At 57.8% G+C, this 25,496-nt stretch carries 21 protein-coding genes and 6 tRNA genes; 10 read left to right on the top strand and 17 right to left on the bottom strand.

Annotated features, from left to right (window positions below; translation table 11 throughout):
- Nucleotides 1-350: 350 nt before the first annotated feature.
- From ID864_RS09260 to ID864_RS09245, 4 genes are all read right to left on the bottom strand, one after another.
- Nucleotides 351-426, bottom strand: a tRNA-Lys gene (locus ID864_RS09260).
- A 4-nt stretch (nucleotides 427-430) separates the two neighbouring features.
- A tRNA-Val gene (locus ID864_RS09255) sits at nucleotides 431-506 on the bottom strand.
- Nucleotides 507-541: 35 nt separating this feature from the next.
- A tRNA-Val gene (locus ID864_RS09250) sits at nucleotides 542-617 on the bottom strand.
- 52 nt (nucleotides 618-669) lie between these two features.
- Nucleotides 670-745: transfer RNA gene (locus ID864_RS09245), tRNA-Val, on the bottom strand.
- A 272-nt stretch (nucleotides 746-1,017) separates the two neighbouring features.
- On the opposite strand from ID864_RS09245, the gene gltX reads away from it, so the two are divergent.
- Nucleotides 1,018-2,427: a glutamate--tRNA ligase gene (gltX, locus tag ID864_RS09240; RefSeq protein ID WP_048915279.1), complete on the top strand. Its 1,410-nt coding sequence runs from the start codon at nucleotides 1,018-1,020 to the stop codon at nucleotides 2,425-2,427.
- A 45-nt stretch (nucleotides 2,428-2,472) separates the two neighbouring features.
- Here gltX and ID864_RS09235 read toward each other — a convergent pair whose 3' ends face one another.
- Together ID864_RS09235 and ID864_RS09230 are read right to left on the bottom strand one after the other, a co-directional pair.
- Entirely contained in the window at nucleotides 2,473-2,823 is a 351-nt protein-coding gene (locus ID864_RS09235) for a YfeC-like transcriptional regulator (RefSeq protein WP_048915280.1), read from the bottom strand.
- A gap of 152 nt (nucleotides 2,824-2,975) precedes the next feature.
- A complete protein-coding gene (locus tag ID864_RS09230; RefSeq protein ID WP_048915281.1) occupies nucleotides 2,976-3,764 on the bottom strand; it encodes a formate/nitrite transporter family protein in 789 nt (262 codons plus the stop codon).
- Nucleotides 3,765-4,110: 346 nt separating this feature from the next.
- Between ID864_RS09230 and ID864_RS09225 the strand changes: the two genes are divergently transcribed.
- Together ID864_RS09225 and ID864_RS09220 are read left to right on the top strand one after the other, a co-directional pair.
- Nucleotides 4,111-4,186, top strand: a tRNA-Ala gene (locus tag ID864_RS09225).
- Nucleotides 4,187-4,236: 50 nt separating this feature from the next.
- Nucleotides 4,237-4,312 (top strand) — tRNA-Ala (locus ID864_RS09220).
- A gap of 164 nt (nucleotides 4,313-4,476) precedes the next feature.
- Here the strand turns inward: ID864_RS09220 and ID864_RS09215 are convergent.
- From ID864_RS09215 to ID864_RS09195, 5 genes are all read right to left on the bottom strand, one after another.
- Entirely contained in the window at nucleotides 4,477-6,075 is a 1,599-nt protein-coding gene (locus tag ID864_RS09215; protein WP_191149757.1) for a rhodanese homology domain-containing protein, read from the bottom strand.
- Nucleotides 6,068-6,652, bottom strand: a complete 585-nt coding sequence (locus ID864_RS09210; RefSeq protein ID WP_099755190.1) for a cysteine dioxygenase family protein — start codon at nucleotides 6,650-6,652, stop codon at nucleotides 6,068-6,070. The genes ID864_RS09215 and ID864_RS09210 overlap by 8 nt, the downstream gene beginning before the upstream one ends.
- Entirely contained in the window at nucleotides 6,645-7,619 is a 975-nt protein-coding gene (locus tag ID864_RS09205; RefSeq protein WP_191149756.1) for an ABC transporter substrate-binding protein, read from the bottom strand. Before ID864_RS09205 ends, ID864_RS09210 begins: the two co-directional genes overlap by 8 nt.
- Nucleotides 7,619-8,701: an LLM class flavin-dependent oxidoreductase gene (locus ID864_RS09200; protein WP_099755188.1), complete on the bottom strand. Its 1,083-nt coding sequence runs from the start codon at nucleotides 8,699-8,701 to the stop codon at nucleotides 7,619-7,621. The genes ID864_RS09205 and ID864_RS09200 overlap by 1 nt, the downstream gene beginning before the upstream one ends.
- Before the next feature lie 106 nt (nucleotides 8,702-8,807).
- Nucleotides 8,808-9,707: a LysR family transcriptional regulator gene (locus tag ID864_RS09195; RefSeq protein WP_191149755.1), complete on the bottom strand. Its 900-nt coding sequence runs from the start codon at nucleotides 9,705-9,707 to the stop codon at nucleotides 8,808-8,810.
- A gap of 149 nt (nucleotides 9,708-9,856) precedes the next feature.
- On the opposite strand from ID864_RS09195, the gene ID864_RS09190 reads away from it, so the two are divergent.
- A complete protein-coding gene (locus ID864_RS09190; RefSeq protein ID WP_191149754.1) occupies nucleotides 9,857-10,774 on the top strand; it encodes an aliphatic sulfonate ABC transporter substrate-binding protein in 918 nt (305 codons plus the stop codon).
- A gap of 2 nt (nucleotides 10,775-10,776) precedes the next feature.
- Nucleotides 10,777-12,081: an LLM class flavin-dependent oxidoreductase gene (locus ID864_RS09185; RefSeq protein WP_048915288.1), complete on the top strand. Its 1,305-nt coding sequence runs from the start codon at nucleotides 10,777-10,779 to the stop codon at nucleotides 12,079-12,081.
- A 56-nt stretch (nucleotides 12,082-12,137) separates the two neighbouring features.
- On the opposite strand, the gene ID864_RS09180 is transcribed toward ID864_RS09185, so the two are convergent.
- Entirely contained in the window at nucleotides 12,138-13,322 is a 1,185-nt protein-coding gene (locus ID864_RS09180; protein ID WP_048915289.1) for a NupC/NupG family nucleoside CNT transporter, read from the bottom strand.
- Between the two features lie 439 nt (nucleotides 13,323-13,761).
- On the opposite strand from ID864_RS09180, the gene ID864_RS09175 reads away from it, so the two are divergent.
- Entirely contained in the window at nucleotides 13,762-15,003 is a 1,242-nt protein-coding gene (locus tag ID864_RS09175) for an Nramp family divalent metal transporter (RefSeq protein WP_191149753.1), read from the top strand.
- Nucleotides 15,004-15,120: 117 nt separating this feature from the next.
- Here the strand turns inward: ID864_RS09175 and ID864_RS09170 are convergent, their stop codons facing one another.
- Together ID864_RS09170 and mgrA are read right to left on the bottom strand one after the other, a co-directional pair.
- The gene (locus ID864_RS09170; RefSeq protein ID WP_099754678.1) at nucleotides 15,121-15,474 is read right to left on the bottom strand and encodes a DUF2502 domain-containing protein; all 354 of its coding nucleotides are present in this window, start codon (nucleotides 15,472-15,474) and stop codon (nucleotides 15,121-15,123) included.
- A 186-nt stretch (nucleotides 15,475-15,660) separates the two neighbouring features.
- Complete coding sequence (mgrA, locus tag ID864_RS09165) at nucleotides 15,661-16,650, bottom strand: L-glyceraldehyde 3-phosphate reductase (protein ID WP_099754677.1); 990 nt, start codon at nucleotides 16,648-16,650, stop codon at nucleotides 15,661-15,663.
- Nucleotides 16,651-16,857: 207 nt separating this feature from the next.
- Here mgrA and ID864_RS09160 point away from each other — a divergent pair, with 207 nt between their 5' ends.
- Nucleotides 16,858-18,507, top strand: a complete 1,650-nt coding sequence (locus tag ID864_RS09160; RefSeq protein WP_191149795.1) for an alpha-keto acid decarboxylase family protein — start codon at nucleotides 16,858-16,860, stop codon at nucleotides 18,505-18,507.
- 158 nt (nucleotides 18,508-18,665) lie between these two features.
- On the top strand, nucleotides 18,666-19,631 hold the full coding sequence (glk, locus tag ID864_RS09155; RefSeq protein WP_048915294.1) for a glucokinase: 966 nt from the start codon (nucleotides 18,666-18,668) through the stop codon (nucleotides 19,629-19,631).
- 19 nt (nucleotides 19,632-19,650) lie between these two features.
- Here glk and ID864_RS09150 read toward each other — a convergent pair whose 3' ends face one another.
- From ID864_RS09150 to ID864_RS09140, 3 genes are all read right to left on the bottom strand, one after another.
- Nucleotides 19,651-20,379: a LytR/AlgR family response regulator transcription factor gene (locus tag ID864_RS09150; RefSeq protein ID WP_048915295.1), complete on the bottom strand. Its 729-nt coding sequence runs from the start codon at nucleotides 20,377-20,379 to the stop codon at nucleotides 19,651-19,653.
- A 14-nt stretch (nucleotides 20,380-20,393) separates the two neighbouring features.
- Nucleotides 20,394-22,079, bottom strand: coding sequence for a sensor histidine kinase (locus ID864_RS09145; RefSeq protein ID WP_048915304.1), 1,686 nt, complete (start codon nucleotides 22,077-22,079; stop codon nucleotides 20,394-20,396).
- Nucleotides 22,080-22,246: 167 nt separating this feature from the next.
- Nucleotides 22,247-23,488: a DUF1479 domain-containing protein gene (locus ID864_RS09140; protein ID WP_099754675.1), complete on the bottom strand. Its 1,242-nt coding sequence runs from the start codon at nucleotides 23,486-23,488 to the stop codon at nucleotides 22,247-22,249.
- A 123-nt stretch (nucleotides 23,489-23,611) separates the two neighbouring features.
- Here ID864_RS09140 and ID864_RS09135 point away from each other — a divergent pair, with 123 nt between their 5' ends.
- Together ID864_RS09135 and alaC are read left to right on the top strand one after the other, a co-directional pair.
- Nucleotides 23,612-24,139, top strand: a complete 528-nt coding sequence (locus tag ID864_RS09135) for a GNAT family N-acetyltransferase (protein WP_099754674.1) — start codon at nucleotides 23,612-23,614, stop codon at nucleotides 24,137-24,139.
- A 118-nt stretch (nucleotides 24,140-24,257) separates the two neighbouring features.
- On the top strand, nucleotides 24,258-25,460 hold the full coding sequence (gene alaC, locus ID864_RS09130) for an alanine transaminase (protein WP_048915297.1): 1,203 nt from the start codon (nucleotides 24,258-24,260) through the stop codon (nucleotides 25,458-25,460).
- Nucleotides 25,461-25,496 lie beyond the last annotated feature (36 nt).

The following is a 25,496-nucleotide window of genomic DNA, read 5'->3' as shown; positions in this document are numbered from 1 at the left end:
TGTCTCCTTTGTCATTGACCAATACGGGTTATCGGACGGGATCGCATAAGACTTGAGGCGTTAAAGCGTAAAAGGAGTGATAAGAAAGTGCAAAGAGGGGCAGGGTGACCAGTAAAGTTGGGGGAATTGCGCGCCAAATCCGGAACGACCAGAAAAGCGGTCGTCCCCTACAAAACACCGATGCGATATGCGATTCACCGGCTCGAAAACCAGGGACGACCAGAAAAGCGGTCGTCCCCTACGAAACCCGGCGCGATATGCGATTCACCAGCCTGTAGTGGCTGACCCTCTTTTTCGGTCAGCCAGAATCGCACATAGCAAAAAGGCGCCTTTAGGGCGCCTTCTTACATTGGTGGGTCGTGCAGGATTCGAACCTGCGACCAATTGATTAAAAGTCAACTGCTCTACCAACTGAGCTAACGACCCGATATGGTGGGTGATGACGGGCTCGAACCGCCGACCCCCTCCGTGTAAAGGAGATGCTCTACCAACTGAGCTAATCACCCATATCGTAACGCGGGCCAGAAATCTTACTGAGATATGGTGGGTGATGACGGGCTCGAACCGCCGACCCCCTCCGTGTAAAGGAGATGCTCTACCAACTGAGCTAATCACCCATATCTCGAATCTCTGGGTACTGCATTTTCGCGGGCATCATTCATCAAATGATGGTGGGTGATGACGGGCTCGAACCGCCGACCCCCTCCGTGTAAAGGAGATGCTCTACCAACTGAGCTAATCACCCCCGCTGTGTGGAGTCGCATTATAGGGAGTCGCCGAAATGAGTCAACGCTTTTTCAATGTAAAATGTGTGTTCGTCGTAAAAATAGTCAGGAAGTGGTGATTTCAGGCAAAAACAGCGGGTTGCTGAACGAAATCAAGGCAATGTTCCCCCGGCAGACGGGGAATGGCGTTGAGGATTCGACGACAGATGGTAGAATGTGCCCCACAAAAATCAGAACGTGACAGCACGCTTCTGACACTGGCCAAAGCATCCGCGTAATAAGGCATTCATTAATGAAAATCAAAACCCGCTTCGCTCCCAGCCCAACTGGCTATCTGCACGTTGGCGGCGCTCGTACCGCACTTTACTCCTGGCTATTTGCCCGCAATCACGGCGGCGAGTTTGTGTTGCGTATTGAAGACACCGATCTGGAGCGTTCAACTCAGCAGGCGATCGATGCCATTATGGATGGCATGAACTGGCTGAATCTCAACTGGGATGAAGGCCCTTACTACCAGACCAAGCGTTTTGACCGTTACAACACGGTGATTGACCAGATGCTGGAAGCGGGTAGCGCGTATAAGTGCTACTGCTCTAAAGAGCGTCTGGAAACGCTGCGCGAAACCCAGATGGCAAACAACGAAAAGCCACGCTACGACGGCCGCTGCCGCGACAGCCATGAGCATCATGCGGATGATGAACCTTGCGTGGTGCGTTTCCGCAACCCGCAGGAAGGTTCGGTTATTTTTGACGACCAGATCCGTGGCCCGATCGAGTTCAGCAACCAGGAGCTGGATGACCTGATCATTCGCCGTACCGATGGTGCGCCGACCTATAATTTCTGCGTAGTGATTGACGACTGGGATATGGAAATCACCCACGTTATTCGTGGTGAAGACCACATCAACAACACGCCGCGTCAGATCAACATCCTGAAAGCGATTGGCGCGCAGGTGCCCGTGTATGCCCACGTTTCAATGATCCTCGGCGATGACGGTAAGAAACTCTCCAAGCGCCACGGTGCGGTCGGCGTAATGCAGTATCGCGATGACGGCTATCTGCCGGAAGCGCTGCTGAACTATCTGGTGCGCCTGGGCTGGTCACACGGTGACCAGGAGATTTTCACCCTTGAAGAGATGACCAAACTGTTCGATCTCGATCAGGTCAGCAAATCTGCCAGCGCGTTTAACACCGAAAAGCTGCAGTGGCTGAACCACCACTATATCAACAGCCTGGCTCCGGAATACGTAGCTACCCACCTGCAGTGGCATATCGAGCAGGAAAACATTGATACCCGCACCGGCCCTGAGCTGGCGCAGCTGGTAAAACTGCTGGGTGAACGCTGCAAGACGCTGAAAGAGATGGCGGCGTCCTGCCGCTATTTCTATGAAGAGTTTGCTGAGTTTGATGCTGATGCCGCGAAGAAGCACCTGCGTCCGGTCGCGCGTCAGCCGCTGGAAGTGGTGCGTGACAAGCTGGCTGCTATCAGCGACTGGACGGCGGAAAACGTCCATCAGGCGATTCAGGCGACGGCGGATGAGCTGGAAGTCGGCATGGGCAAGGTTGGCATGCCGCTGCGTGTCGCGGTGACCGGTGGCGGTCAGTCTCCTGCGCTGGACGTGACAGTGCATGCTATTGGCAAGTCACGCAGCGTGGCGCGCATTGAGAAGGCGCTGGCGTTTATTGCCACCCGCGAAGCCTAACCCTCCGCCATTAAAAAACCCGGCCGCCAGGCCGGGTTTATAGTATTAACTACTGATACCCAATCGCTGCAAAATCCCCTGAATTCCCTCGCGTAGCAGCATCGCTGCCAGCTTCTCCTGTTCTTCATGGCTCAACTGCTGCAATGAAGTCACTAAAAGTGCGGGAAGAGAATTTTGATTGACGCGGTACTGGGCATTAGGCTCTGCAGCATGACGTGTCGATTTCAAAAAGAGCTTTACGCGTTCATCAATATGAATCATGCGTGCTTTTCCACCTTGAACACCGGGTTTCGGTGCGGTCGTCCAAGCCTCTTTCTTCACCCATTTATTTATGGTCTGTCTGCTAAAACCTGTTTGCTGTGCCAGTTCTTCCGGCGTTAACCAATCCTTTTTCACTTTACCATCCCTTTTGCCGAATAAAGTCATTGTGCATATTACAACAATTCATCACATGAACAACTAACACAAATTACTAACTCTGGCAGAACGAAGAGTAAAAAAGTCGAGAAGGATCTGAAATACCCCTGCATAAGCAGGGGATAGCACGATTAGCGGGAAGTCGAGCTTGCTGGCTGCGGTGCACGAAATGCAACAAAGTAGGCCAGACCCACAAAAATAGCACCGCCGACGGCGTTACCAAGGAATACCGCAATAAAGTTTGGCAGGTATTCGCCCCAGCTCAGGTAACCGGCAAAAATGGCCGCAGGAACGATAAACATGTTCGCGACAACGTGCTGGAAGCCAATAGCCACAAACGCCATCACCGGGAACCACATGCCAAAGATTTTGCCCACCACGTCTTTACTGGCAAAAGCCAGCCAGGTCGCCAGGCAGACCAGCCAGTTACAGCCCACGCCGGAGATAAACGCGTGCATGAAATCGGCGTTAACTTTGGCGCTGGCAATAGCGACGGTTTTTTTCAGGTAGTCACCTTCGGTCATGCCCAGCATATGGCCAAAGAACCAGGCGATAGCCACGCTGCCAATAAAGTTAGCAACGGTGACCCAGAACCAGTTACGCATGACGCTCAGCGCACTGATTTGACGTGCGAACCAGGCGACGGGCATCACCATCATATTTCCGGTCAGCAGTTCACCGCCCGCCAGCACGGTGATAATAATCCCCACCGGGAATACCGCTGCGCCCAGCAGGGTGCCAAAAGAGCCCCACTCTGCCGGAAGCTGGTTAACGACGTGAATATAGAGCAGGAAACCGAATGCAATAAACGCACCGGCAAGAAAACCAAGGATCAGTAATGAGGAAACCGGGGTGCGGCTTTTAACCACGCCAGACTCAACGGCAACGGCCGCAATTTCTTTTGGTGTGTGCAATGACATAATAACTCTGGTGGTGTAGTGACAAAAAGGGCCGGATTCTGCGGGCGGTTAAATACGCTTGTATCCAGCGCACAAGGGGATCCGGCAACAAAAAAACGCCGCAGTTTTGCACGCTCAATTAACAAAAACAAGTAGCTTTTAGGAGTGTTTTAACCTGCGCTTAACAGAAAAAGTGCTCAGGCAGATATAGAGGCATGAGACCGCCGCAGAAAACAGAGAGTTAGCGCTTTCTTGCCCGCTTTGACGGCTTTTTCAGCGATCGATCTCAGATTATCATTTTGCCGTTGACACCAACCCCACCGTTTCATATTATCCCCGCCGTCAACACGACACGGTTTTTCGGCTTGGGGGTATAGCTCAGCTGGGAGAGCGCTTGCATGGCATGCAAGAGGTCAGCGGTTCGATCCCGCTTATCTCCACCAAATCTTCACCAGCAGATTGGGTGGCACCGAAAAATCGCAGAGTTAGTAGTGGGGGTATAGCTCAGCTGGGAGAGCGCTTGCATGGCATGCAAGAGGTCAGCGGTTCGATCCCGCTTATCTCCACCAAATTCTTAATGATGTGAACAATAATCTGCTCAGGCGGATTTTTTTTCGTCTGCGTTTTATCAGGGGCAGGCAAGCCGCCCCTACAGCTACCGGCCAGAAACCGCTGTCGCGGTCGGTCTGGACGTACGCCCGCCCCCTGTTTCGGCATAGCGACGCGACGAATTTTACGCCGTCAGCACGCTAAACCCATGCGTGCCGTCGCGCTCCAGCTGCGCCACCAGACCATACTCCCAATCGAGATACGCCTGCATAGCCTCGGCGGAGTTATCCGTACCCTCATAAGGGCGGCGATAGCGATCGATGCGCGGCAGCAGCAGGGCTGTTTCCCCAGCTTCCACCGGCAATCCCGCCGCCTTCCATGCCGTATTTCCGCCCTTCAGCACGATAACCGCTTTACCCGTCAGCGCTTCCAGCTGTGCCACTGCATAGCGTGCCAGCATACTGCTGCCGCAGGTCACCACGTAACGCTGCGCGGCGGGCAGAATGGCCGCCCCCTGCTGCGTCAGTGCCGAGCGCTGAAGCCAGGCCGCACCGGGAATATGCGCGTTGACGTAATTGGCGCTGGTGGTGAAATCCAGCACCTGCGTATCGCCCTCTGCAAGCCAGTTGGCCAACTGATGCGGTTCAACTTCCTGCTGAGCTGGCAGAGGTGGGATAAGCGGTGCCCAGCCGCCGCTGGCGCTGAAATCCTGCGCGCAGAGGTCGTCCAGCACCCACACCTGCCAGCCCAGCTGTGCCAGCCACGAGCCGGTGCTGTTGGCACGCACGCCGTCATCGTCGATTAGCACAATCCACGCGCCGCGCACGCTGGCATAGTGGTCCGTCTCCTGCACCAGCTGGCCACCGGGCACATGACGGCTGCCCGGCAGATGGCCGTGTTCGTATTCGCTGGCGGCGCGCACATCAAACAGATATACGCTGTGCTGCTGCTGGCGCTGCCACAGCTGTACTTCTTTCAGCGTGGTGCGCTGCACGCCGGCTTTATCTGCCAGCGTCCTCGCCTGGCGCGCCGCCTGCACTCGCGCGGTATCGCTGGTGCCTGCATACTGGCGTGACTGTCCGTGCTCCAGCGCCAGGCCGGCCAGCGTCCAGCCGATGGTGCCGTTGCGCAGGGCGAAAAGCGGGTTACGCACGCCGGCGTTGACCAGCGACTGCGTGCCGATAATGCTGCGCGTGCGTCCGGCGCAGTTAACAATAATAGTGGTTTCCGGTGAAGGGGTGAGATCGCGCACGCGCAGCGCCAGCTCGCCGCCCGGCACGCTGATGCTGCCGGGAATGCTCATGGTCTGGTACTCATCAAAGCGGCGCGCGTCGAGCACCACCACCGGTTTGCCGCTGCGAAGCAGTGCATCGACCTCTTCGGCACTGAGTGAAGGGGTTGCGGCGCGGCTTTCGACCAGCTCGCCAAACGCTTTGCATGGCGAATTGACGTCGATGAACAGTTCGCCTCCGGCTTCGCGCCAGCCTGCCAGATCGCCCGCCAGCAGGGCAATATCCTGATAGCCAAGCTCGTGCAGCCTGAGCGCCGCAGCCCGCGCCAGCCCGCTGCCATTGTCATACAGCGTCACCGGGGTATTCAGCCGTGGAATGCGGTTAAGGATTTCGATATCCAATTTGGAGTACGCGATATTCACCGCGAACAGCGGGTGCCCGCTGGCGTAGTCGGCCTCTTCGCGTACATCGACCAGCGCCACCTCCTGGTGATTAAGCAGCGCGTGGCGCAGCTGATGATAGTCGCGGGTAAGCGGATTGAATTCAGTCATGTGAGAGATCCCAGATATTTGGTAAATGCGTGTTGTTGTAGCCGGAAATAAACGGTTTTTCACTGCCGTCATCAAGGTAGACCGCCCGGCGCACGCCGCCGATATTGCCGCCGTAGACGTGAATGCTGACCGAGGTGCGGTCACTCCATGCATTGCTGACGCGGTGGATATCGCCCACCTGCGGCGACACCGCCTCAACCGTACCTGGCTCCAGCCGCACAGCCTGCCCGTCGGGTTGCAGGCCGCTTTCCGTCAGGCGATAGCCTTGCGAAACTTCGGCACCGCGCAGCATGCCGATCAGCCCCCAGACGCGGTGATCGTGTACCGGCGTGGTCTGGCCCGGCCCCCAGACAAAGCTCACCACCGAAAAGCGCTGCTGCGCGTCGGCATACAGCAAGTATTGCTGGTAGCGCGCGGGATCGGGCTGGGCGAACTCATCGGGCAGCCAGTCATCAACGCGCACCAGCTCTTTAAGCAGTGCACTGCCGTGCAGCAGGATCTCCTGCTGCTGCGGCTTCTCATCGAGCAGGCTCGCCAGCCCGGCGAGAAAGGTGCGCAGTCGTTGTGGATTACTCATGGGGTTTCTCCCCGGCGGCGATGCGGTTGGCCGCGTCGGCCAGCGAATAATCGAAGGCGTTATGCACATCGATGGCTTTTGGCAGTACCTTATAGCGATAGAAGAAGTCCGCTGACTTTTGCAGCGTTGCCGCCAGCTGCGGATTAAAATGGGTCGGGCGGATCTGCGCGGAGGCGATCCAGCGCTGGGTAATGCTGACCGGCATGTTGAGTGATTGACTCAGTGCCTGCGCAAACTGTTGCGGATGCTGCTGTGCCCAGATTTGCGCTTTCGCCAGCCTTGCCAGCAGGTCACTAATAGCCTGGCGTTTACCGCTCTCTTTCAGCGCCTCTTCACGCGCCAGCGCATAGGAGTAACCGGAAAGAATGCCCTTGCCGCCGCCCTGCGGTACCAGCACGGCGTGGTCGACCACGATAGCGGAGGAGACATACGGCTCCCAGGTGGCCCAGGCATCAACCGATCCGGTCGCCAGCGCGGCGCGCCCGTCCACCGGCCCAAGGAAGCGCATCCTGACATCCTGCGGTTTCAGTCCGGCACGCTCCAGCAGGCCAAGCAGCAGAAAGTGCCCCCAGCCGCCGCGATTGACCGCAATCTGCTTACCTTTCAGATCTTGCAGGCTGTGGATGCCGCTGCCGGGGCGGGCCAGCAGGGCGATGCTGTCGGCGTTATTCTGCCAGGCACCGACCGCTTTCACCGGCGCGCCGGCGGCATAGACGAACAGAAACGGCAGGTCGCCGGTAAAGCCAACGTCAAGCGCTCCGGCATTGAGCGCTTCCTGCACCGGCGCACCGGAATCAAACGAGCTGAGCTTGAGCTCGTAAGGCAGATTATTGAGCTGTCCCAAGGCGCGCAGCGAGATAAAGCGGTCGCCTTTGACATCGCCCAGCCGCAGCGTGACTTTTTCCGCCGCCAGTGCCGAGGTCGCCACCGCCGCCAGCAGCAGGGCGTAAAGTGCATGACGTCTCATCAGGCGCTCCTTGCCACGCGGCGAGCCGCCACTTTTTCCCGCGTCAGGGGGATCAGCTCGCGGCCATACTCCAGCGCGTCATTGAGCGGGTCGAAGCCGCGTATCAGCACGCTCTCAATGCCGAGATCGTAATATTTGAGTAGCGCATCAGACACCTGATCCGGCGTGCCGACCAGGGAGGTGGAGTTATAGCCGCCGCCGACCAGCTGTGCGATGCCGGTCCACAGCACGCTGTCGAGACGCTCACCTTCACTGGCGGCGGCCATCAGGCGCTGCGCCCCCACGCTTTGCGGCTTGGTGGAGCCAAAATTGTGGCCGCTCTCATGCAGCCTTTTGCGCGCCTCTTCGCGGATATATTCCGCTTTCTCCCAGGCTTCTTTTTCCGTGGCGGCAATAATCGGGCGGAAGGAGATATTAAAACCGATCTCACGCCCGTGGCGGGCGGCCGCGGCGCGCACGGTGCGCACGGTTTCCGCTGCGCCTTTCAGCGGCTCTCCCCAGAGCGCAAACACATCGGCGTGACGAGCTGCCACGGCGATCGCTTCGTCGGAGGAACCGCCAAAATAGATCGGCAGCTTACCCTGCACGGGCTTTACCGCCGAAAATGCCTGCTCCGCCTGATAATACTCGCCCTGATGATCGTAAGGCTGCGCGGAGGTCAGGCTGCTGTTCAGCACGCTGAGGAAGTCGTCGGTGCGCGCATAGCGCTGGGTTTTATTCAGATAGTCACCGTCGCGGCGCTGCTCGGCATCGCTGCCGCCGCTGATGATATGCACCGCCAGGCGGCCGTCGGTTAACTGGTCAAGCGTCGCCAGCTTGCGCGCCGCCAGCGTTGGCGAGACGAAGCCGGGACGATGCGCCAGTAAAAACTTCAGCGTTGAGGTACTGGCCGCCGCATGGGCGGTGACCAGAAAACCGTCCGGTTGATCGGACCAGTAGCCGATCAGAATGCGGTCAAACCCCGCGTCTTCGTGGGCGCGGGCGAAGTCGGCAATGTACTGTTTGTTAAACACCGGGCCGCTGGCGCTAAGGGTTTCCGAGGCCAGGCGGTGGCCAATCATACCGAGGAACTGAATGCTCATGCTGTGCTCTCCGTGGTGAACGCCGCGCACTGGCGGGGTGAGAGCCAACCCTAAAGCTGAAAACACTATGTGTGAAATTCATAATTCTTCGTTGTTAATATAAAAATCAGCAATGCTCGCTGAGGCCAAATCCAGCCGCCAGCGTCGTGGCGAACAGATTGACGGCGGCCTGGTGGCTGGCCGGGAGCGCCGGATGCACCAGCCACAGCTCGCTTTGCGGGCTGAAGTCCTGCAGCGGGACTTCCCGCACCCGCTGCTGATTTGCGGCACGCGGCAGCAGCATGCGTGGCAAAATGCCCAGCCCGCTGCCCCCGGCAATTAACCCCAGCTGCAGCGCGGTGCCCTGAACTTCCATATTCAGCTGAAGCGGCAACCCCTGGTCCGCCAGCGCGCGGGCAATTGTGGCACGAAAACCGCAGCCGTCCGGATTGAGGATCCAGCCCCGGGCATAGCACTGCGCCAGCGTGCGCGGCAGCGGCTGTCCATCATCGGCGGCCACCACCACCAGCGGCACGGCGCCCAGACCGCGCGCCTGCAATCCACCGGCAAAGACTTTCCCCGCCGGGAACAGCAGCAGGGCGGCATCCAGCTGGGCCTGATCCAGCTGCTGCAGTAGCTGATTACCCCAGCCGCTGCTCAGGCGTGGCTGTAAATCGGGGTAGCGCTGCTGCACGGCGGCCAGCACCGGAAGCAGGCTATCATCGGTCAGACTGTGCGGCAGGCCAAAGCGCAGCACGCCCTGCGGGGCGGCATCACCAGAGACCAGCTGCGTCAGGGCCTCTACTTCAGCGGCGATGCGCTTGCACTGCTGATACACCAGCAGGCCAAGCGCGGTCGGTTTCAGCGGTTTGGTCTGGCGGTCCAGCAGCAGCACGCCGAGCGCCTCCTCAAAGTTTTGCACCCGTCGCGTCACGGCAGGCTGAGTCAGCCCGAGTCGGCTGGCGGTCTGCTGCGTGGACTGCAGCTGCACAAGGGTGACAAAGGCGTGAAGATCTTCCAGTTTCATCGCAGTTTTCCAGCAGTAAAAAACGTCAGCATAATGGCCCGTTGCGGAATTTAATATGCTCATTATGCATATTTATTGCCGATAAAATGCGTTCAGATTATAAACAGCGCGGTGCTAGTCTCAGTTTTTTCCTCTTGCTGAGACACCCGATGAAATCACGCTATCTGCTTCCTGTTTCCCTGCTGCTGGCCGCCGTCAGCTCCACCAGCTTTGCCGCCACGCTGTCGGTCGGCGATCAGCGCGGCAATGCCCGTGCCATCCTTGAAGCCGCTGGCGAGCTGAACAATCTGCCGTATACGCTCGACTGGCACGAATTTGCCAATGCCGCTCCGCTGCTGGAAGCGATGCGCGCCGGCTCGATTGATGCCGGTTCGGTCGGCGATGCACCGCTCACTTTTGCCGTGGCCGCCGGCCTGGATGCCAAAGGCATTCTTGCCACTCAGTATGCGGGTAACGCGATTATCGTCAAAAAGGGCAGTGCTATCACCACGCCACAGCAGCTGGCGGGCAAGCGCATTGCCACCGTCAAAGGTTCGTCGGGCCATAATCTGGCGCTGCAGGTACTGGAACGCGCTGGCGTCGCGGTCAAAGCGGTCAATTTTGTGTTCACGACCCCGGCAGAGGCCACGCTGGTGCTGGATCAGGGCGGGGTGGATGCGGTTTCCACCTGGGAGCCTTACGTCTCGTTCGCCACCCAGCAGTCCGGCGCGCAGATTATTGCTGACGGCAAAGATTACCCGGCGCTCAACTACCTGGTCGCCAGCAACAGCGCGATTGCCGCCAGGCGCAGCGAGCTGTCGGACTTCAGCCAGCGGCTGACGCGCGCACGGGCCTGGGGGGCACAGCATCCGCAGGAGTACGCCGCGTCAATTGCTAAGCTGCTGCGCATCCCGCAGGAAGTCGCGCTGCAAAAGGTGAAGCGTGAGATCAACACGGTGGTCAGCGATAAGGCGCAGGTGCTGGCTATCCAGCAAAATACCGCTGATTTCTACGCGAAAAATGGCCTGATCCCGAAACCGCTCAAGGCCGAATCGTTTATCGATCTCTCCTTATCGGCGGGGAAATAGTTATGCACCTGGCACTCTACCTGAGCGACACCGGGCTGCATGCGGGCGGCTGGCGCCATCCTGACGCCGAAAACCCGGACCCGATGCAGCTGGAAACCTGGCTGAAGCTGGTGCAGAAGGCCGAGGCAGCAAAATTCGACTTCGCCTTTATTGCCGATAAGCTGTCGATCGATGATATCTACGGTGCGGACATCGCCACTACCGTGCAGTATCGTCCCGGCTATGCGCGCCCGGAACCGATGGCGCTGCTGACCGCGCTCAGCCTGTTCACCCGCCGCATCGGGCTGGGGGGCACGCTGTCGACCACCTATGGCGAACCGTTTCACGCGGCGCGCACGCTGGCGACCCTCGATCACTTCAGCCACGGGCGCGCCGCCTGGAATGCGGTGACGTCGACTAACGACGGCGAAGCGCACAACTTCAGCCGCCAGCAGCTGCCCCCGCACGGCGAACGTTATCAGCGCGCGGCCGAGTTTATCGACGCGGTGCAGCTGCTGATGGCGAGCTGGCAACCCGGCGCGCGCGTGGCCGATAAAGCCAGCGGCGTGTATGTCGATGCCAGCAAGGTCAGCTACAGCCATTTCCACGGCGAACATTTTCAAATCAAAGGTCCGCTGACGGTCAGCCAGCCGCCGCAGGGCAGGCCGGTGCAGATCCTTGCGGGCGTCTCGGCGGATTTCCAGCAGGTGGCGACCCGGCTGGCGGAGGTGATCTTTACCGTGCAGCCCGAGCTGGCGCGCGCGCAGCTGTTCTATCAGCAGTTCAAACAGCAGATGGCCCTGCACGGTCGCCCGCCCGCCGCCTGCAAAGTGCTGCCGGGAATTATGCCAGTGGTGGCCGCCACGCAGCGGGCGGCTGAAGAGAAACGCCGTGAGCTGGACGAACTGGTTAACCCGCTGGCGGGCCTGAGCTTTATGTCGGCCAGCATGAATTACGATCTGTCACAGCATGACCCTGATGAGCTGTTCCCGGATATCTTTGCGCAGATCAGCGGCAGCAAAGGGCGCTTTGAATATGTGATCAGGCAGGCGCGGCAGGAAGGGAAGACGCTGGCGCAGGTGGCGAAAACCTACGCCGCCAGTGCCTCATTCCCGCTGCTGGTGGGCACACCACGCTCGATAGCTGACGAGATGATTCGCTGGGTAGAGGAGAGGGCCTGCGATGGATTTGTGCTGATGCCGGCCGATATGCCTGCGTCACTGAATGATTTTGCCGATTACGTGGTGCCGGAGTTACAGCGGCGCGGGGCCTTTAGAAAGGAGTATCAGGGGAAAACGCTGCGCGAGCACCTGGCGGTACCGTTGTGAATCTAAGGGGGATTTGGCACAGGGCTGACCTTTTTTTCGGTCAGCCCGCAAACCTATTACAGCACCAGACCCGTAATCGAGGCTGACAGCACGCTGACCAGCGTTGAGCCGTACAGCAGCTTCAGGCCAAAGCGGGAAACCACGTTGCCCTGCTCTTCATGCAGGCCTTTGATGGCACCCGCCACGATACCGATCGAGGAGAAGTTAGCAAACGATACCAGGAACACCGACAGGATGCCTTCACCACGCGGTGACAGCGTACCGGCGATTTTTTGCAGATCCATCATTGCCACAAACTCGTTTGATACCAGTTTGGTCGCCATGATGCTGCCGACCTGCAGCGCTTCATGAGCCGGCACGCCCATCACCCACGCGAACGGGAAGAAGACATAGCCAAGAATGCCCTGGAAGCTGATACCGAAAATAAAGTCGAACAGCGCGTTAATCCCGGAGATCAGGGCGATAAAGCCAATCAGCATCGCTGCCACGATCACTGCCACTTTGAAACCGGCGAGGATATATTCGCCCAGCATCTCGAAGAAGCTCTGTCCCTGATGGGTATTCCCCAGCTTGAGGTCTTCTTCGCTATCAACGCGGTACGGGTTGATCAATGACAGCACGATAAAGGTGCTGAACATGTTGAGTACCAGCGCGGCGACCACATACTTTGGCTGCAGCATGGTCATGTAGGCGCCGACAATCGACATTGAAACGGTCGACATCGCGGTCGCTGCCATGGTGTACATGCGGCGTTCGGACATTTTTCCAAGGATATCTTTATACGCAATAAAGTTTTCTGACTGTCCCAAAATCAGAGAACTGACGGCGTTGAAAGACTCCAGTTTGCCCATGCCGTTGATTTTTGACAGCACGGTACCGATGGCACGGATGACGATGGGCAAAATGCGGAAGTGCTGCAGGATGCCGATCAGCGCAGAGATAAAGACGATAGGGCACAGCACATTAAGCCAGAAGAAGGCCAGACCTTTATCGCTCATATTACCAAAGACGAAGTTGGTCCCTTCCGCCGCGTACTTCAGTAATTTTTCGAACAGATTTGAGAACCCCTGGACGAAGCCGAGACCCACTTCCGAGTTCAGGAAGAACCAGGCGAGGGCGACTTCAATCACCAATAGCTGTATGACAAAGCGGACACGGATGTTTTTACGGTCACGGCTGACTAACAAGGCCAGCAGAGTCACCACCACCAGTGCCAAAGCAAAGTGAAGAATGCGGGACATATTTGCTCCAAATTTGAGGGCTGTTATATTTCGTTGCACATTCTATGTAACAGGAACCGGAAAAACGAGATCTATGCCTCAATATAACAATTCCCTATTGCAGCAGATTACAGAAAAGCTTGAGGCGTCACAGGTTTTCACTCTTTTTTAACAGCTTACGCGTAAAGTTGCGCTTACCGACCTCTTTATTAAAACAATCCTGGCTGAATTGCGATGAAAAAATCACCGCACAAGTGGTAAGTGAATGCCAGATACCCTACAGTGAAAAAGGTTGCTCATTTTTTGGCGTTGCCGTACTTTATCTAAAAGTATAGCCATTGCTATAACTCATAGCGCTGGCTATCACAGCGATAAAGATAACCACTTTAAATGCACTTGATAATCATTATCACTTAAAGGCATGATAATTGTCAGGTGTTTAGCAGCAGGGGTAACAGCTATGTCGGAAAGCCGCACTGCGGAGCAGAACGTCCGCAGTAGTCGTAAAATCAAATTTGCCTTGATGGGGCCAGCCTTTATTGCGGCGATTGGCTATATCGACCCCGGCAACTTCGCCACCAATATCCAGGCAGGTGCCTCTTACGGTTACACCCTGCTGTGGGTCGTTGTCTGGGCCAACATCATGGCGATGGTGATCCAGCTGATGTCTGCCAAGCTGGGTATCGCTACAGGCAAAAATCTGGCCGAGCATATCCGCGATCGTTTTCCGCGCCCGGCGGTGTGGTTTTACTGGGTGCAGGCGGAAATTATCGCCATGGCAACCGACCTCGCCGAGTTTATCGGCGCGGCGATAGGCTTCAAGCTGGTGTTTGGCGTCAGCCTGTTGCAGGGGGCGATGCTCACCGGTGTGGCAACGTTTCTGATCCTGATGCTGCAAAGCCGTGGTTCAAAGCCGCTGGAGTTGGTGATCGGTGGCCTGCTGCTGTTTGTCGCGGCGGCCTATGTGATTGAGCTGTTTTTCTCGCAGCCGAAGGTGGTCGACCTGCTGCAGGGTATGGCGGTGCCATCACTGCCAACCGCAGATGCCGTGCTGCTGGCGGCGGGGGTGCTTGGCGCGACCATTATGCCGCACGTCATCTACCTGCACTCCTCGCTGACGCAGAACAGCAGCGATGGCGGTACGCGGGAGCAGCGCTACACTTCAACCAAGCTGGATGTGGCGATTGCCATGACTATCGCCGGCTTTGTGAATCTGGCGATGATGGCCACGGCGGCTGCCGCATTCCACTTTAGCGGCCACAGCGGGATTGCCGATCTCGACCAGGCGTATCTGACGCTGGACCCGCTGTTAGGTAAAGCCGCCGCGCTGGTGTTTGGCCTTAGCCTGCTGGCAGCAGGATTGTCCTCTACCGTGGTCGGCACCATGGCCGGGCAGGTGGTGATGCAGGGCTTTATCCACTTCCATATTCCGCTGCTGGTGCGCCGCGTGATCACCATGCTGCCCTCCTTTATTGTGATTATGGCAGGCTGGGAACCCACGCGGATACTGGTGATGAGCCAGGTACTGCTCAGCTTCGGTATTGCGCTGGCGCTGGTGCCTCTGCTGGCCTTTACCGGCAACCGTGAGCTGATGGGGGATATGGTGAACTCGCGCCTGATGCAGAACGTTGGCCGCCTGATCGTCGCGGTTGTGGTGGTGCTGAATGGGTATCTGCTGGTATCGATGGGAATGAATTTGTAAAAAACCGGGCGGGGCATGCCGCCGCCCCTACGCTTAACGTTATGCATGCGGCCTATGCCGCAGCATTCAAATGGATGTTTTTCGTAGGGGTCAGGCATGCCTGACCCGCCAGGATGGTTACCAACGGTCGTGGCCGTGATGGCGACCGTGGTCGTGACGCCATTCACGATGGCGCTCGTGGTCGCGCCAGCGGCGCTCCCTTTCCCTTTCATGATGTCGGCGCTCTGCTTCATGGCGTCGCCACTGCTCGTGTCGCCACCAGCGCCCTTCATTGTAGCGATAATTATTACGCCACCAGTGGTTGTCGCGCCAGCGGCCGCCGTCCCAGTAGCGTCCGCGATCGTCGCGGTCGCCCAAATGCAGCGTCACTCCCGGGGCTAAAGTAATACGTGCGCTGTCGGCATAAGCTGTGTGTACCGCCAACGGGGACAAACTTGCCAATAAAGTGGCAACAAGCAATAAGCGTTTCATATTATCTCCTTTATCAGCGGTCTGCCTTCTCCGCTGTAGCAGCACAATATAACGAGATTGCTGGCTTAACGCCTGGTGAATTCTGATAAACGCGCAAAAACGGCGAATTGGGATTTTTCTGCAGGGGGGAAAGGGGCAATTCTCGTTGGGGCCGACCCTCTCTTCCGGTCGGCCCGCATGGCGGGATTAAGCCAGAATTGACTCTATCCGGGCTAACTCATCTGCGCTGAAATCACGCTTGTTGAGCATCTGCACCGCATCATCAATCTGCGCAGTTTTACTGGCGCCAATCAGCACCGAGGTGACGTGGCCGCCGCGTAAAACCCACGCCAGCGCCATCTGCGACAGCTTTTGCCCGCGCTGCTGCGCCAGCGCATTCAGGCGCTGAACCTTCTCCATTTTCTCCGGCGTCAGCTGATCGCTGCTGAGGAAACGGCTGCCGCTGGCGGCACGGGAATCTTCCGGGATGCCGTTGAGATAGCGGTCGGTCAGCACACCACCGGCCAGCGGGGAGAAGGCAATGCTGCCCACACCCTTCTGCGCCAGCACATCCAGCAAGCCACCTTCCGGTGCGCGCTCAAACATCGAATATTTCGGCTGGTGGATCAGGCACGGCGTGCCGAGATCCTGCAAGATAGCAATCGCCTGCGCGGCCAGCTCTGCCGGGTAGTTGGAAAGCGCCACGTACAGCGCTTTGCCCTGGCGCACCAGATGGTCAAGCGCTGCCATGGTCTCTTCCAGCGGCGTTTCCGGATCCGGGCGGTGATGGTAGAAGATATCCACATACTCCAGCCCCATGCGTTGCAGGCTCTGATCCAGGCTGGAAATCAGGTATTTGCGCGAACCCCAGTCGCCATAAGGTCCTGGCCACATGGTGTAACCCGCCTTGCTGGAGATCACCAGCTCATCGCGATACGGGCGAAAATCTTCGCGCAGAATCCGGCCAAAATTCTCCTCGGCCGAGCCAGGAGGCGGACCGTAATTATTGGCCAGATCAAAATGGGTGATACCGTTATCAAAAGCATGGCGCAGCAGGTCACGACTGTTATCCACGCGCGTGCTGTCGCCAAAGTTGTGCCATAAACCCAGTGAAATTGCCGGGAGTTTCAGGCCGCTGCGCCCGCAGCGGTGGTAGGTCATTTTCTCATAACGCTGGGCATCTGCTTGATAAACCATGAGTAAATCCTGTTATTGAAACGGTAAGGACGCGGGATAGCAAAGCAGTGTATACGGTTACACTAAGTGAAAGAGCGGGATGGATCGCAACTTAAAGATAAATCTTAACGGCGTAACGATCTGTTGCCACGCGGTCAAAGGAGTTTCCTATAACAGAGTGAAAATAATCGCTAATACTCAATTCATACCGCCATGAGGAGCCGAATGATGAGCAGTTATACCGTTGGGGATTATCTTCTTACGCGTTTAAATGAGATCGGTATCGATCATCTGTTCGGCGTGCCCGGGGACTACAACCTGCAGTTTCTTGACCACGTTATCGACCATCCACGTCTTGCCTGGGTGGGCTGTGCCAACGAGCTTAATGCCGCCTATGCGGCGGATGGTTATGCCCGCTGCCGCGGGGCAGCGGCGTTATTGACCACTTTTGGCGTGGGTGAACTGAGCGCCATCAATGGCGTGGCGGGCAGCTATGCCGAGTATCTGCCGGTGGTGCATATCGTTGGCGCGCCCTCACAAACCTCACAGAATAAGGGTGAGCTGCTGCACCACACGCTGGGCGATGGCGACTTCCGCCACTTTATGCGTATGCATCAGGAAATTTCCGTCGCCAGCAGCGTGCTGACGGCAGAGAACGCGGCCGCAGAGATTGACCGGGTGCTGATTGCCGCGATGACCGGGTATCGCCCGGTCTATCTGCTGCTAGCGACCAACGTGGCAGAAAGCCCGCTTTCACCGCCTTCAACCCCGCTATTGCTGCCCGTCACTAACAACAGCACGCAGCGGGCGGCCTTTGCCGATGCCGCAGAGCTGAAGCTGGCCCCGGCCGCCAGCGTGGTGCTGCTGGCTGACTTCCTCGCCGATCGTGCCGGGCAGCAGCAACCGCTGGTGCGCTGGCTGCGCGAGGTGCCGATGCCATTTGCCACGCTGCTGATGGGAAAAAGCCTGCTGCCGGAAACGCTGCATGGCTTTGCCGGCACCTATGCCGGGGCCTCCAGTGCTCCACACACTCGACAGGTGATCGAGCAGAGCGACGTGCTGGTTACCGTGGGGGTAATCTATACCGATACCATTACCGCTGGCTTTACTCAGCAGATCGACAGCGCAAAAACCATTGACGTCGGGCTATATCGCAGCCGCATCGGTGACCAGACATTCGAGCTGCCCATGGCGACTGCGCTGGAAGTGCTGCACCAGCTGGCACGTAAGCATGGTGCAGGCTGGCAGCGCGGCATTGTTGCGCCGCCGCAGCTGGAAGAGGACTGCTCAGACAATCTGACGCAAAACAGCTTCTGGCCGCTGATTCAGGCGTTTCTGCGCCCCGGGGATATCATTCTGGCCGATCAGGGAACGGCGGCATTCGGTGCGGCCTCTCTGCGCCTGCCGCCGGATGCCCGCCTGCTGGTTCAGCCGCTGTGGGGATCGATCGGCTACACATTACCGGCGGCTTTTGGCGCGCAAACGGCAGAGCCTGCCCGCCGCGTGGTGCTGATAATCGGTGACGGTTCGGCCCAGCTGACGGCGCAGGAGATAGGATCGATGCTGCGCGATGGGCAAAAACCGGTGATTTTCCTGCTCAATAATGATGGCTACACCGTCGAGCGTGCTATCCACGGCGCAGAGCAGCGCTATAACGATATCGCTCACTGGGACTGGACGCGGCTGCCGCAGGCGCTGAACGTCGATTGTCAGGCCCAGAGCTGGCGCGTAACGCAAACGGTGCAGCTGCAGGAAGTGATGAAGCTGCTGGAGGGGAACTCGCGCCTGTCGCTGGTGGAAGTGGTGCTGCCGCAGCAGGACATTCCGCCGCTGCTGGCCGCCGTCACCCAGGCGCTGCATCAGCGTAACAGCAGCTAAACTGCCATTTAGTGCGCAATTCAGACTGTTGCCCGTGGGCAAAAAGCACTAACCCCGTTAAGGTAACGCTCGCGTAGGTTTTACTTCCGCTGATCGTTGTCGTTTTAACGGGGGGAATTTATAGTGTGTCTAATTGACGTAAGTGGAGCAAAACAATAATGACTAAGTATGCTTTGGTAGGTGATGTCGGCGGCACCAATGCGCGCTTGGCACTGTGTGAAGTTGAGACCGGTGCTATTTCACAAGCCAAAACGTTCCCCACGACAGATTATGCCAGTCTGGAAGCGGTTATCCGCGCTTATCTGGATGAACAGCAGCAGGACATTAAGCATGGCTGTATTGCCATCGCCTGCCCAATCACGGAAGACTGGGTCGAAATGACCAACCATGACTGGGCATTTTCCACCAGTAAAATGAAAGCCAGCCTGGCCTTCGAGTCGCTGGAGATCATCAACGATTTTACCGCCGTGTCGATGGCGATCCCGATGCTGTCGCCTGACGACGTGCTGCAGTTCGGCGGCGAACCGGCAGTGCAGGATAAGCCGGTTGCCGTGTATGGCGCGGGCACCGGGCTCGGCGTGGCGCATCTGGTCCACGTGGATAAGCGCTGGGTGAGCCTGCCGGGCGAGGGCGGCCACGTTGATTTCGCGGCTAACAGCGACGAAGAAGATATGATCCTTGAGGTGCTGCGCGCTGAACTCGGCCACGTTTCCGCCGAGCGTATTCTCTCCGGCGGCGGGCTGGTAAACCTGTATCGGGCGATTGTTAAATCAGATGACCGGGAGCCAGAAAACCTCAAGCCGCGCGATGTCAGCGAGCGGGCGCTCAACGGCAGCTGCACCGACTGCCGCCGCGCGCTGTCGATGTTCTGCGTCTGCATGGGCCGTTTTGGCGGTAACCTGGCGCTGAACCTCGGCACTTTTGGCGGCGTGTATATCGCCGGTGGCATCGTGCCGCGTTTCCTGGAGTTCTTTAAAGCTTCCGGGTTCCGTGCGGCGTTTGAAGATAAAGGACGCTTCCGCGACTACACCTCGCGCATTCCGGTCTTCATGATCACTCACGATCAGCCGGGCCTGCTGGGCGCGGGCGCGCACCTGCGTCAGACCCTGGGCCGCGTGCTGTAATCTCCCTGCTGTTGCGGCGCTACAGCCGCATCAGCTGGCGAAACTCCTTCACCTTGCTGCGGCTGACCGGAACCTGAAACTCCATATCGCGCAGCTTGAGAATATAGGTGTTGTTAAACCACGGCTCAATCTCGCGGATCTTACTCAGGTTCACGCAGTATGAGCGGTGGCAGCGAAAGAAATACGCCTCCGGCAGGCGACTGCAAAACTCGGTGATATTCATCGACATCACATACTCTTCCCGCCGCGTATAGACAAACGTCAGCTTTTCATGGGCTTCTGCGTAATAGATATCGTTGATATCGGTGACGATGATGCGTTCGTCCTTCACCAGATTAATGGTGTACGCAGCAGGGCGTGCCGCCGTGCTGCTGAGCTGTGCGCTGCTCTGCGCATGGTTTTCCAGCTTGCGCAGCAGAGTAACGATGCGCATCTCTGAATAGGGCTTGAGGATGTAGTCAAATGCTTCCAGCTCAAACGCATCTACCGCGTGCTCTTTATAGGCGGTAATAAACACGATCAGCGGCTTGCTGGCGAACTTACTGATGTTCTGCGCCAGCAGCATGCCGTCCAGCGACGGAATATTGATATCGAGAAATATCACGTCCACCTGGTGACTCTGCAGGTACTTCAGCACGTCGAGGCCGTCATCAAACGTGGCTTCAATGGTAATGCTGCTGTGCTGGCGGATCAGCCAGCTCAGCTCCTGCTGGGCAAGAAATTCATCTTCAACGATTATTGCTTTCACATCGGTTTCCCATCTCAGGCAGTCAATGAAACACTCTGGTTTTCCGGCAACAGGGCGCCGTTCTTACTGATGTAGAAGGCGATTTCGGTACCCGGATTAAAACGGTGGATATGCAGCCCCTCGCCGTACAGCAGTTTCACCCGATGATGCACGTTCAGCAGGCCGATCTTGTTGCCCGGCATTTCGTTGCGCTTCACGCGCGCCATCACCTCTTCGCTAATGCCGTTGCCGGTGTCGCGCACCGCAATACGCACCCGATGGCCCTGATCCTTAATGCTCAGCGTCACCACGCCTTTACCCCGGCAGGGATGGATGCCGTGGACAATGGCGTTTTCCACCAGCGGCTGGATCAACAGGCTGGGCAGCGGACAGTTGACCTCTTCATCGATATCGTAAATCACCGTCAGCTTGTCGCCGAAGCGCGCCTGCTCGATGGCGATATAATCTTTCACCTGATACAGCTCTTTTTTGATGTCGATGGTTTCATCGTCATTCAGTTCGAGGTTATAGCGCAGATAGCGGGAAAGATTGGTAATCAGCTGGCGCGCAGTATCGGGATTAATACGAATAGAGGAGGAGATGGCATTCAGCGCGTTGAACAGGAAGTGTGGGTTAATCTTGCTTTGCAGGGCGCGCAGCTCCGCCTTGTTAGCCATTTCGCGCAGCTGCTCGGCGCGTGATACTTCCAGCTGGGTGGAGATAATTTGCGACAGCCCGACTGCCATCTCTTTCAGCGACCAGGTAATGCGGTGCGCGTGGCGATAGTAAATCTTCAGCGTGCCGGTCACTTCGCCTTTTTCCCACAGGGGGATGACAATCATTGAGTGAATTTCCGGGGTGCGGTGCGCCTCATCATTATTTTTAATGATGATTTTACCCTCTGAGATCGCCGCCAGCGTGGTCGGGCTGATGCCGTCATCGCCGTCACGATAGTTGCCTTCGCCCACGCCAACGTAGGCGAGGATCTGGCGGGTATTGGTCATCGCCACCGCATCGGCGTTGATATCGCTGCGGATGATATCACACACCTGGCGCAGCGAATGGCTGTTGACCTGGCGGAACAGCGGCAGGGTTTTATTGGCAATATCCAGCGCCAGCTTCGCCTGGCGGGCGGCAATTGCCTCTTTTTCCCCCTCTACGCTCTGCACCAGCAGCACAATCAGGCCGATGCTGACCGCGCCGAGGATCATTGGAATGGCAATCTCAGAGACGATATCGACGCCCAGTGAGGTCGGTGACGCCCACAGCACAATCAGCACCATGGTCAGCGTTTCACAAGCCATCCCGCCGATAATGCCGATGCTCCAGCGCTTCTCTTTCACCACTTTGAGATTGATCCAGCCGGAGACGATCCCGGCGGCAATGCTGGTGATCAGGCACGGCACCGAAGTCACGCCGTCAATGTCGATCAGGAAGCGGTGCAGCCCGGCAATCACCCCGGTAGCGATGCCGACCCACGGACCAAACAGGATGCCGCCGGACATAATGGCGATGGTGCGCACGTTGACCAGCGACCCTTCAACATTGATGCCGGTCCAGGTGCTGAACAGCGCAAACAGCGAGAAAATAGCGGTCACCGCCAGCAGCTCCTGGCGCGAGTGTTCGTCCTTCTGCAACAGCTGCCGGAAATGGCGGGTACGGGTAATAAAGAACAGGCAGATAAGCATCAGCGCTGCGCGATCAAACACGGCGAGCAACATCTCAAACATCGAATGCACGGGCGCCTCGGCTGGCGGAAAACAGTGGCGCTATGATAGGGAAAGCGGGCGGGATGTGCCAGGGATCACCGCGTGGCAATCGGTTAATCCCGGCCTGGATCAATTTTTCCCGCATAAACGGGGGACCTTTTTTCGATCGCCCCGCAGGTTTACTCCAGCATCTGCTGCTTGCCCAATGGCGTCAGATCCTGCGCGGTGGCGCGCCCGACGAAATCGACTTCGAAATCGTCGGCGGCGAAATCCGGTGGCGAACGCCCCTCAACGAAGGCGGGCCACTGGCGCTGTAAATAGGCGACATTTTTCTCGCACCACGGCGCGGCGGCAATGTACATCACGTTGCTGTCGAACTCGCCCTGATGCTCATTTTCCACGGCGTGAACCACGTCGCAATGCCAGAACACCGTGTCGCCCGCTTCCATATCGGGAATAGAGGAAAAACCCTCAAGTAAAAGAGGATGGAACTTCTCGCTAACCGATAAAGCGCGCCCCGGAGCGGCACCGCACAGGTCATCCTCCGCGACATCATCCTGCAGCGCGCGCAGTAAAATCCACGCCATGGCGTTGGCGATCGGCAGCAGCTGCAGGGTGCCGCCGTGCTTGCGCTGCGGCGTCAGCGCCGTCCAGCCCTGGAAAGTGCGAAACATCGAGCAGACGGCAGGGGAGGGAAATTCGCGTACTTCGCAGCGTTTCTCGGCGTCAAACGGATTGTACTGCTGCCAGTTGCCGCTAAACACGTGTCGGTAAACGTGACGGAAGTTCTCATCCAGCCAGCGCTCCAGCGACCCGCCATCCACGTGCGGCGACAGGCCGAGTGAACCCGAGTTCGGTGGGCGGCGGCGCGTGCGGTCGGCGTAGCTGACGATGCGCGTCGGGTCGAAGTGCTGCTGGCCGTGGCTTTCGCTCTGCCACAGCGAGTTAAGGAATGCCTGCACCGCCTGCATGCGTGCATCCTGACGCGCCTCCACCTGGGGTCTGGACCAGTAAATGCCGTAGATTTGCGGCTTACCCTGCTTCAGGTCGCCAAAGTAATTGTCCTCGGCGGCATGTTCTAGCTTTTCCACAAACTGATTCTCGTCGAGGTAATCGCCAATCTGCTGGTTCCAGTCGCTGGCCTGCTGGCGCGTGAACACGCCTTTGATGACGCAGCAGCCGCGCTGGCGGATCAGATTTTTTTGCTGTTCCGTCACGCGCTGATTCAGGATATCGTTGGCCTCAAGCTGCGGTACCGGATGCTCACCGCGCTGCTGCTCATGGTTGAGCCTGGCAATCTGGCGGCGCATATCGGCATCCAGTTCGGCAAACACCTGGCGATAGTTGGGAAGCTGCTGGCGCAGCTGCGCTTTAATCTGGCGCACTGCGTCGGGAATATTGTCGATTTTGAGAGGGGCCATGGTCGTTCTCCAGTGACAAAATTGTTATCGTTTTGCTGTAGGGCAGGACGATTACACGGCCAAAAAGCGGCAGATAAAAGAGATGACTATTTTGTGGTTTTTCCCCTTTTAGTGAGCGAAACGATGCAACTCACCACGCAACGACTGGTACTGACACGGCTGAAGCCGGAAGACTGGCAGCTTTTTTTACAGGTCCACACTGACGAAACCTGCATGGAGTTTATCAGTGCAGTACCGCAGCTGGCCGATATCCGCCAGCGTTTTCAGGACCGGCTGGCGCCCTGGCAGGTGACCAGCTTTCACATGCTGTGCCTGGTTATCCGCCGCAAAGAGGACAACCAGGCGATAGGCATGATGGGGGCGAACCCGGAATGGGCTCCCCATCGGCAGGTGGAAGTGGGCTATTCGCTGCTGAGCGACTATTTCGGCCAGGGCTACGGCAGCGAAGCGCTGGGGGCGCTGTGTGACTTCCTGCTGGCGCACTGTGAGTTCCACAAGCTGAAAGCGCAGGTGGTAGAGGGCAATATCGCCTCGCGCCGGGTGCTGGAAAAAAACGGCTTCGTGCTGGAGGGGACGCTGCGGGATAATTATCTGCTGCGCGGCCAGTGGGTGAATGACTGGCTGTTTGGACGCATTAATCCGGCCAGATAAAAAATTTTATTCTGCCTCTCGACAGGTTACAGAATTGTACGTTATGGTCATTCCTCGACCACTACGGTGGTCAGCGTCGCTCGGATGGTCCGGGCGCTTACGTTAATCAGAGGTTACTATGGCTGACAATCATTCCGCTCGCCGTTTTTCCCGTATCGAACGTCTCCCCCCCTATGTATTCAATATCACTTCCGAACTGAAGATGGCCGCACGCCGTCGCGGGGAAGATATTATCGATTTCAGCATGGGCAACCCGGACGGCCCGACGCCGCCGCACATCGTGGAAAAACTCTGCACCGTGGCGCAGCGTGATGACACCCACGGCTACTCGACGTCGCGCGGCATTCCGCGCCTGCGTCGGGCGATTTCCCGCTGGTATGCCGACCGTTACCAGGTGGATATCGACCCGGAATCGGAAGCGATTGTCACCATTGGTTCCAAAGAGGGGCTGGCACACCTGATGCTGGCAACGCTCGATCACGGTGATACCGTGCTGGTGCCGAATCCGAGTTATCCCATCCATATTTACGGTGCCGTGATTGCCGGGGCGCAGGTACGTTCGGTGCCGCTGGTGGCGGGCGTGGACTTCTTCAACGAGCTGGAGCGTGCGATCCGCGAAAGCTATCCGAAGCCGAAGATGATGATCCTCGGCTTCCCGTCGAACCCCACCGCGCAGTGCGTCGAGCTGGACTTCTTTGAACGGGTCATCGCGCTGGCAAAGCAGTACAACGTGCTGGTGATCCACGACCTGGCCTACGCCGATATCGTTTACGATGGCTGGAAAGCGCCGTCGATTATGGAAGTGCCGGGCGCGCGCGACGTGGCAGTGGAGTTCTTCACGCTGTCGAAAAGCTACAACATGGCGGGCTGGCGTATCGGCTTTATGGTCGGTAATAAAGAGCTGGTGGCGGCGCTGGCGCGCATTAAGAGCTACCACGATTACGGCACCTTCACCCCGCTTCAGGTGGCCGCGATTGCCGCGCTGGAAGGGGATCAGCAGTGCGTGCGCGACATCGCCGAACAGTATAAACGCCGCCGTGATGTGCTGGTGAAAGGGCTGCACGAGGCGGGCTGGATGGTGGATAACCCGAAAGCCTCGATGTACGTCTGGGCGAAAATCCCCGATCGCTATGCGCACCTGGGTTCACTGGAGTTCGCTAAACTGCTGCTGCAGGAAGCGAAAGTCTGCGTCTCGCCGGGGATTGGCTTTGGCGATTACGGCGACACGCACGTGCGCTTTGCGCTGATAGAGAACAGCGACCGTATTCGCCAGGCAGTAAGAGGGATCAAGGCGATGTTTCGTGGAGAAGGCGTGAACTAACCAGGCTGGGGGTCAGGCGCACCTGACCCTTTTCTT

It is taken from the genome of Erwinia aphidicola (assembly GCF_014773485.1).
In the GTDB taxonomy this organism is placed as follows: Bacteria; Pseudomonadota; Gammaproteobacteria; order Enterobacterales; family Enterobacteriaceae; genus Erwinia; species Erwinia aphidicola.
The sequence above is the reverse complement of the archived record's forward strand: the minus strand, read 5'-3'. Positions and strand labels throughout refer to the sequence as shown.

What these genes read in the sequence shown, in the direction of transcription:
- gltX (WP_048915279.1), top strand. Translation starts at nt 1,018, where the DNA reads ATGAAAATCAAAACCCGCTTCGCTCCCAGCCCAACTGGCTATCTGCAC.
- ID864_RS09230 (WP_048915281.1), bottom strand. Translation starts at nt 3,764, where the DNA reads ATGTCATTGCACACACCAAAAGAAATTGCGGCCGTTGCCGTTGAGTCT.
- ID864_RS09215 (WP_191149757.1), bottom strand. Translation starts at nt 6,075, where the DNA reads ATGACTGAATTCAATCCGCTTACCCGCGACTATCATCAGCTGCGCCAC.
- ID864_RS09210 (WP_099755190.1), bottom strand. Translation starts at nt 6,652, where the DNA reads ATGAGTAATCCACAACGACTGCGCACCTTTCTCGCCGGGCTGGCGAGC.
- ID864_RS09205 (WP_191149756.1), bottom strand. Translation starts at nt 7,619, where the DNA reads ATGAGACGTCATGCACTTTACGCCCTGCTGCTGGCGGCGGTGGCGACC.
- ID864_RS09200 (WP_099755188.1), bottom strand. Translation starts at nt 8,701, where the DNA reads ATGAGCATTCAGTTCCTCGGTATGATTGGCCACCGCCTGGCCTCGGAA.
- ID864_RS09195 (WP_191149755.1), bottom strand. Translation starts at nt 9,707, where the DNA reads ATGAAACTGGAAGATCTTCACGCCTTTGTCACCCTTGTGCAGCTGCAG.
- ID864_RS09190 (WP_191149754.1), top strand. Translation starts at nt 9,857, where the DNA reads ATGAAATCACGCTATCTGCTTCCTGTTTCCCTGCTGCTGGCCGCCGTC.
- ID864_RS09185 (WP_048915288.1), top strand. Translation starts at nt 10,777, where the DNA reads ATGCACCTGGCACTCTACCTGAGCGACACCGGGCTGCATGCGGGCGGC.
- ID864_RS09180 (WP_048915289.1), bottom strand. Translation starts at nt 13,322, where the DNA reads ATGTCCCGCATTCTTCACTTTGCTTTGGCACTGGTGGTGGTGACTCTG.
- ID864_RS09175 (WP_191149753.1), top strand. Translation starts at nt 13,762, where the DNA reads ATGTCGGAAAGCCGCACTGCGGAGCAGAACGTCCGCAGTAGTCGTAAA.
- ID864_RS09170 (WP_099754678.1), bottom strand. Translation starts at nt 15,474, where the DNA reads ATGAAACGCTTATTGCTTGTTGCCACTTTATTGGCAAGTTTGTCCCCG.
- mgrA (WP_099754677.1), bottom strand. Translation starts at nt 16,650, where the DNA reads ATGGTTTATCAAGCAGATGCCCAGCGTTATGAGAAAATGACCTACCAC.
- ID864_RS09160 (WP_191149795.1), top strand. Translation starts at nt 16,858, where the DNA reads ATGAGCAGTTATACCGTTGGGGATTATCTTCTTACGCGTTTAAATGAG.
- glk (WP_048915294.1), top strand. Translation starts at nt 18,666, where the DNA reads ATGACTAAGTATGCTTTGGTAGGTGATGTCGGCGGCACCAATGCGCGC.
- ID864_RS09145 (WP_048915304.1), bottom strand. Translation starts at nt 22,079, where the DNA reads ATGTTGCTCGCCGTGTTTGATCGCGCAGCGCTGATGCTTATCTGCCTG.
- ID864_RS09140 (WP_099754675.1), bottom strand. Translation starts at nt 23,488, where the DNA reads ATGGCCCCTCTCAAAATCGACAATATTCCCGACGCAGTGCGCCAGATT.
- ID864_RS09135 (WP_099754674.1), top strand. Translation starts at nt 23,612, where the DNA reads ATGCAACTCACCACGCAACGACTGGTACTGACACGGCTGAAGCCGGAA.
- alaC (WP_048915297.1), top strand. Translation starts at nt 24,258, where the DNA reads ATGGCTGACAATCATTCCGCTCGCCGTTTTTCCCGTATCGAACGTCTC.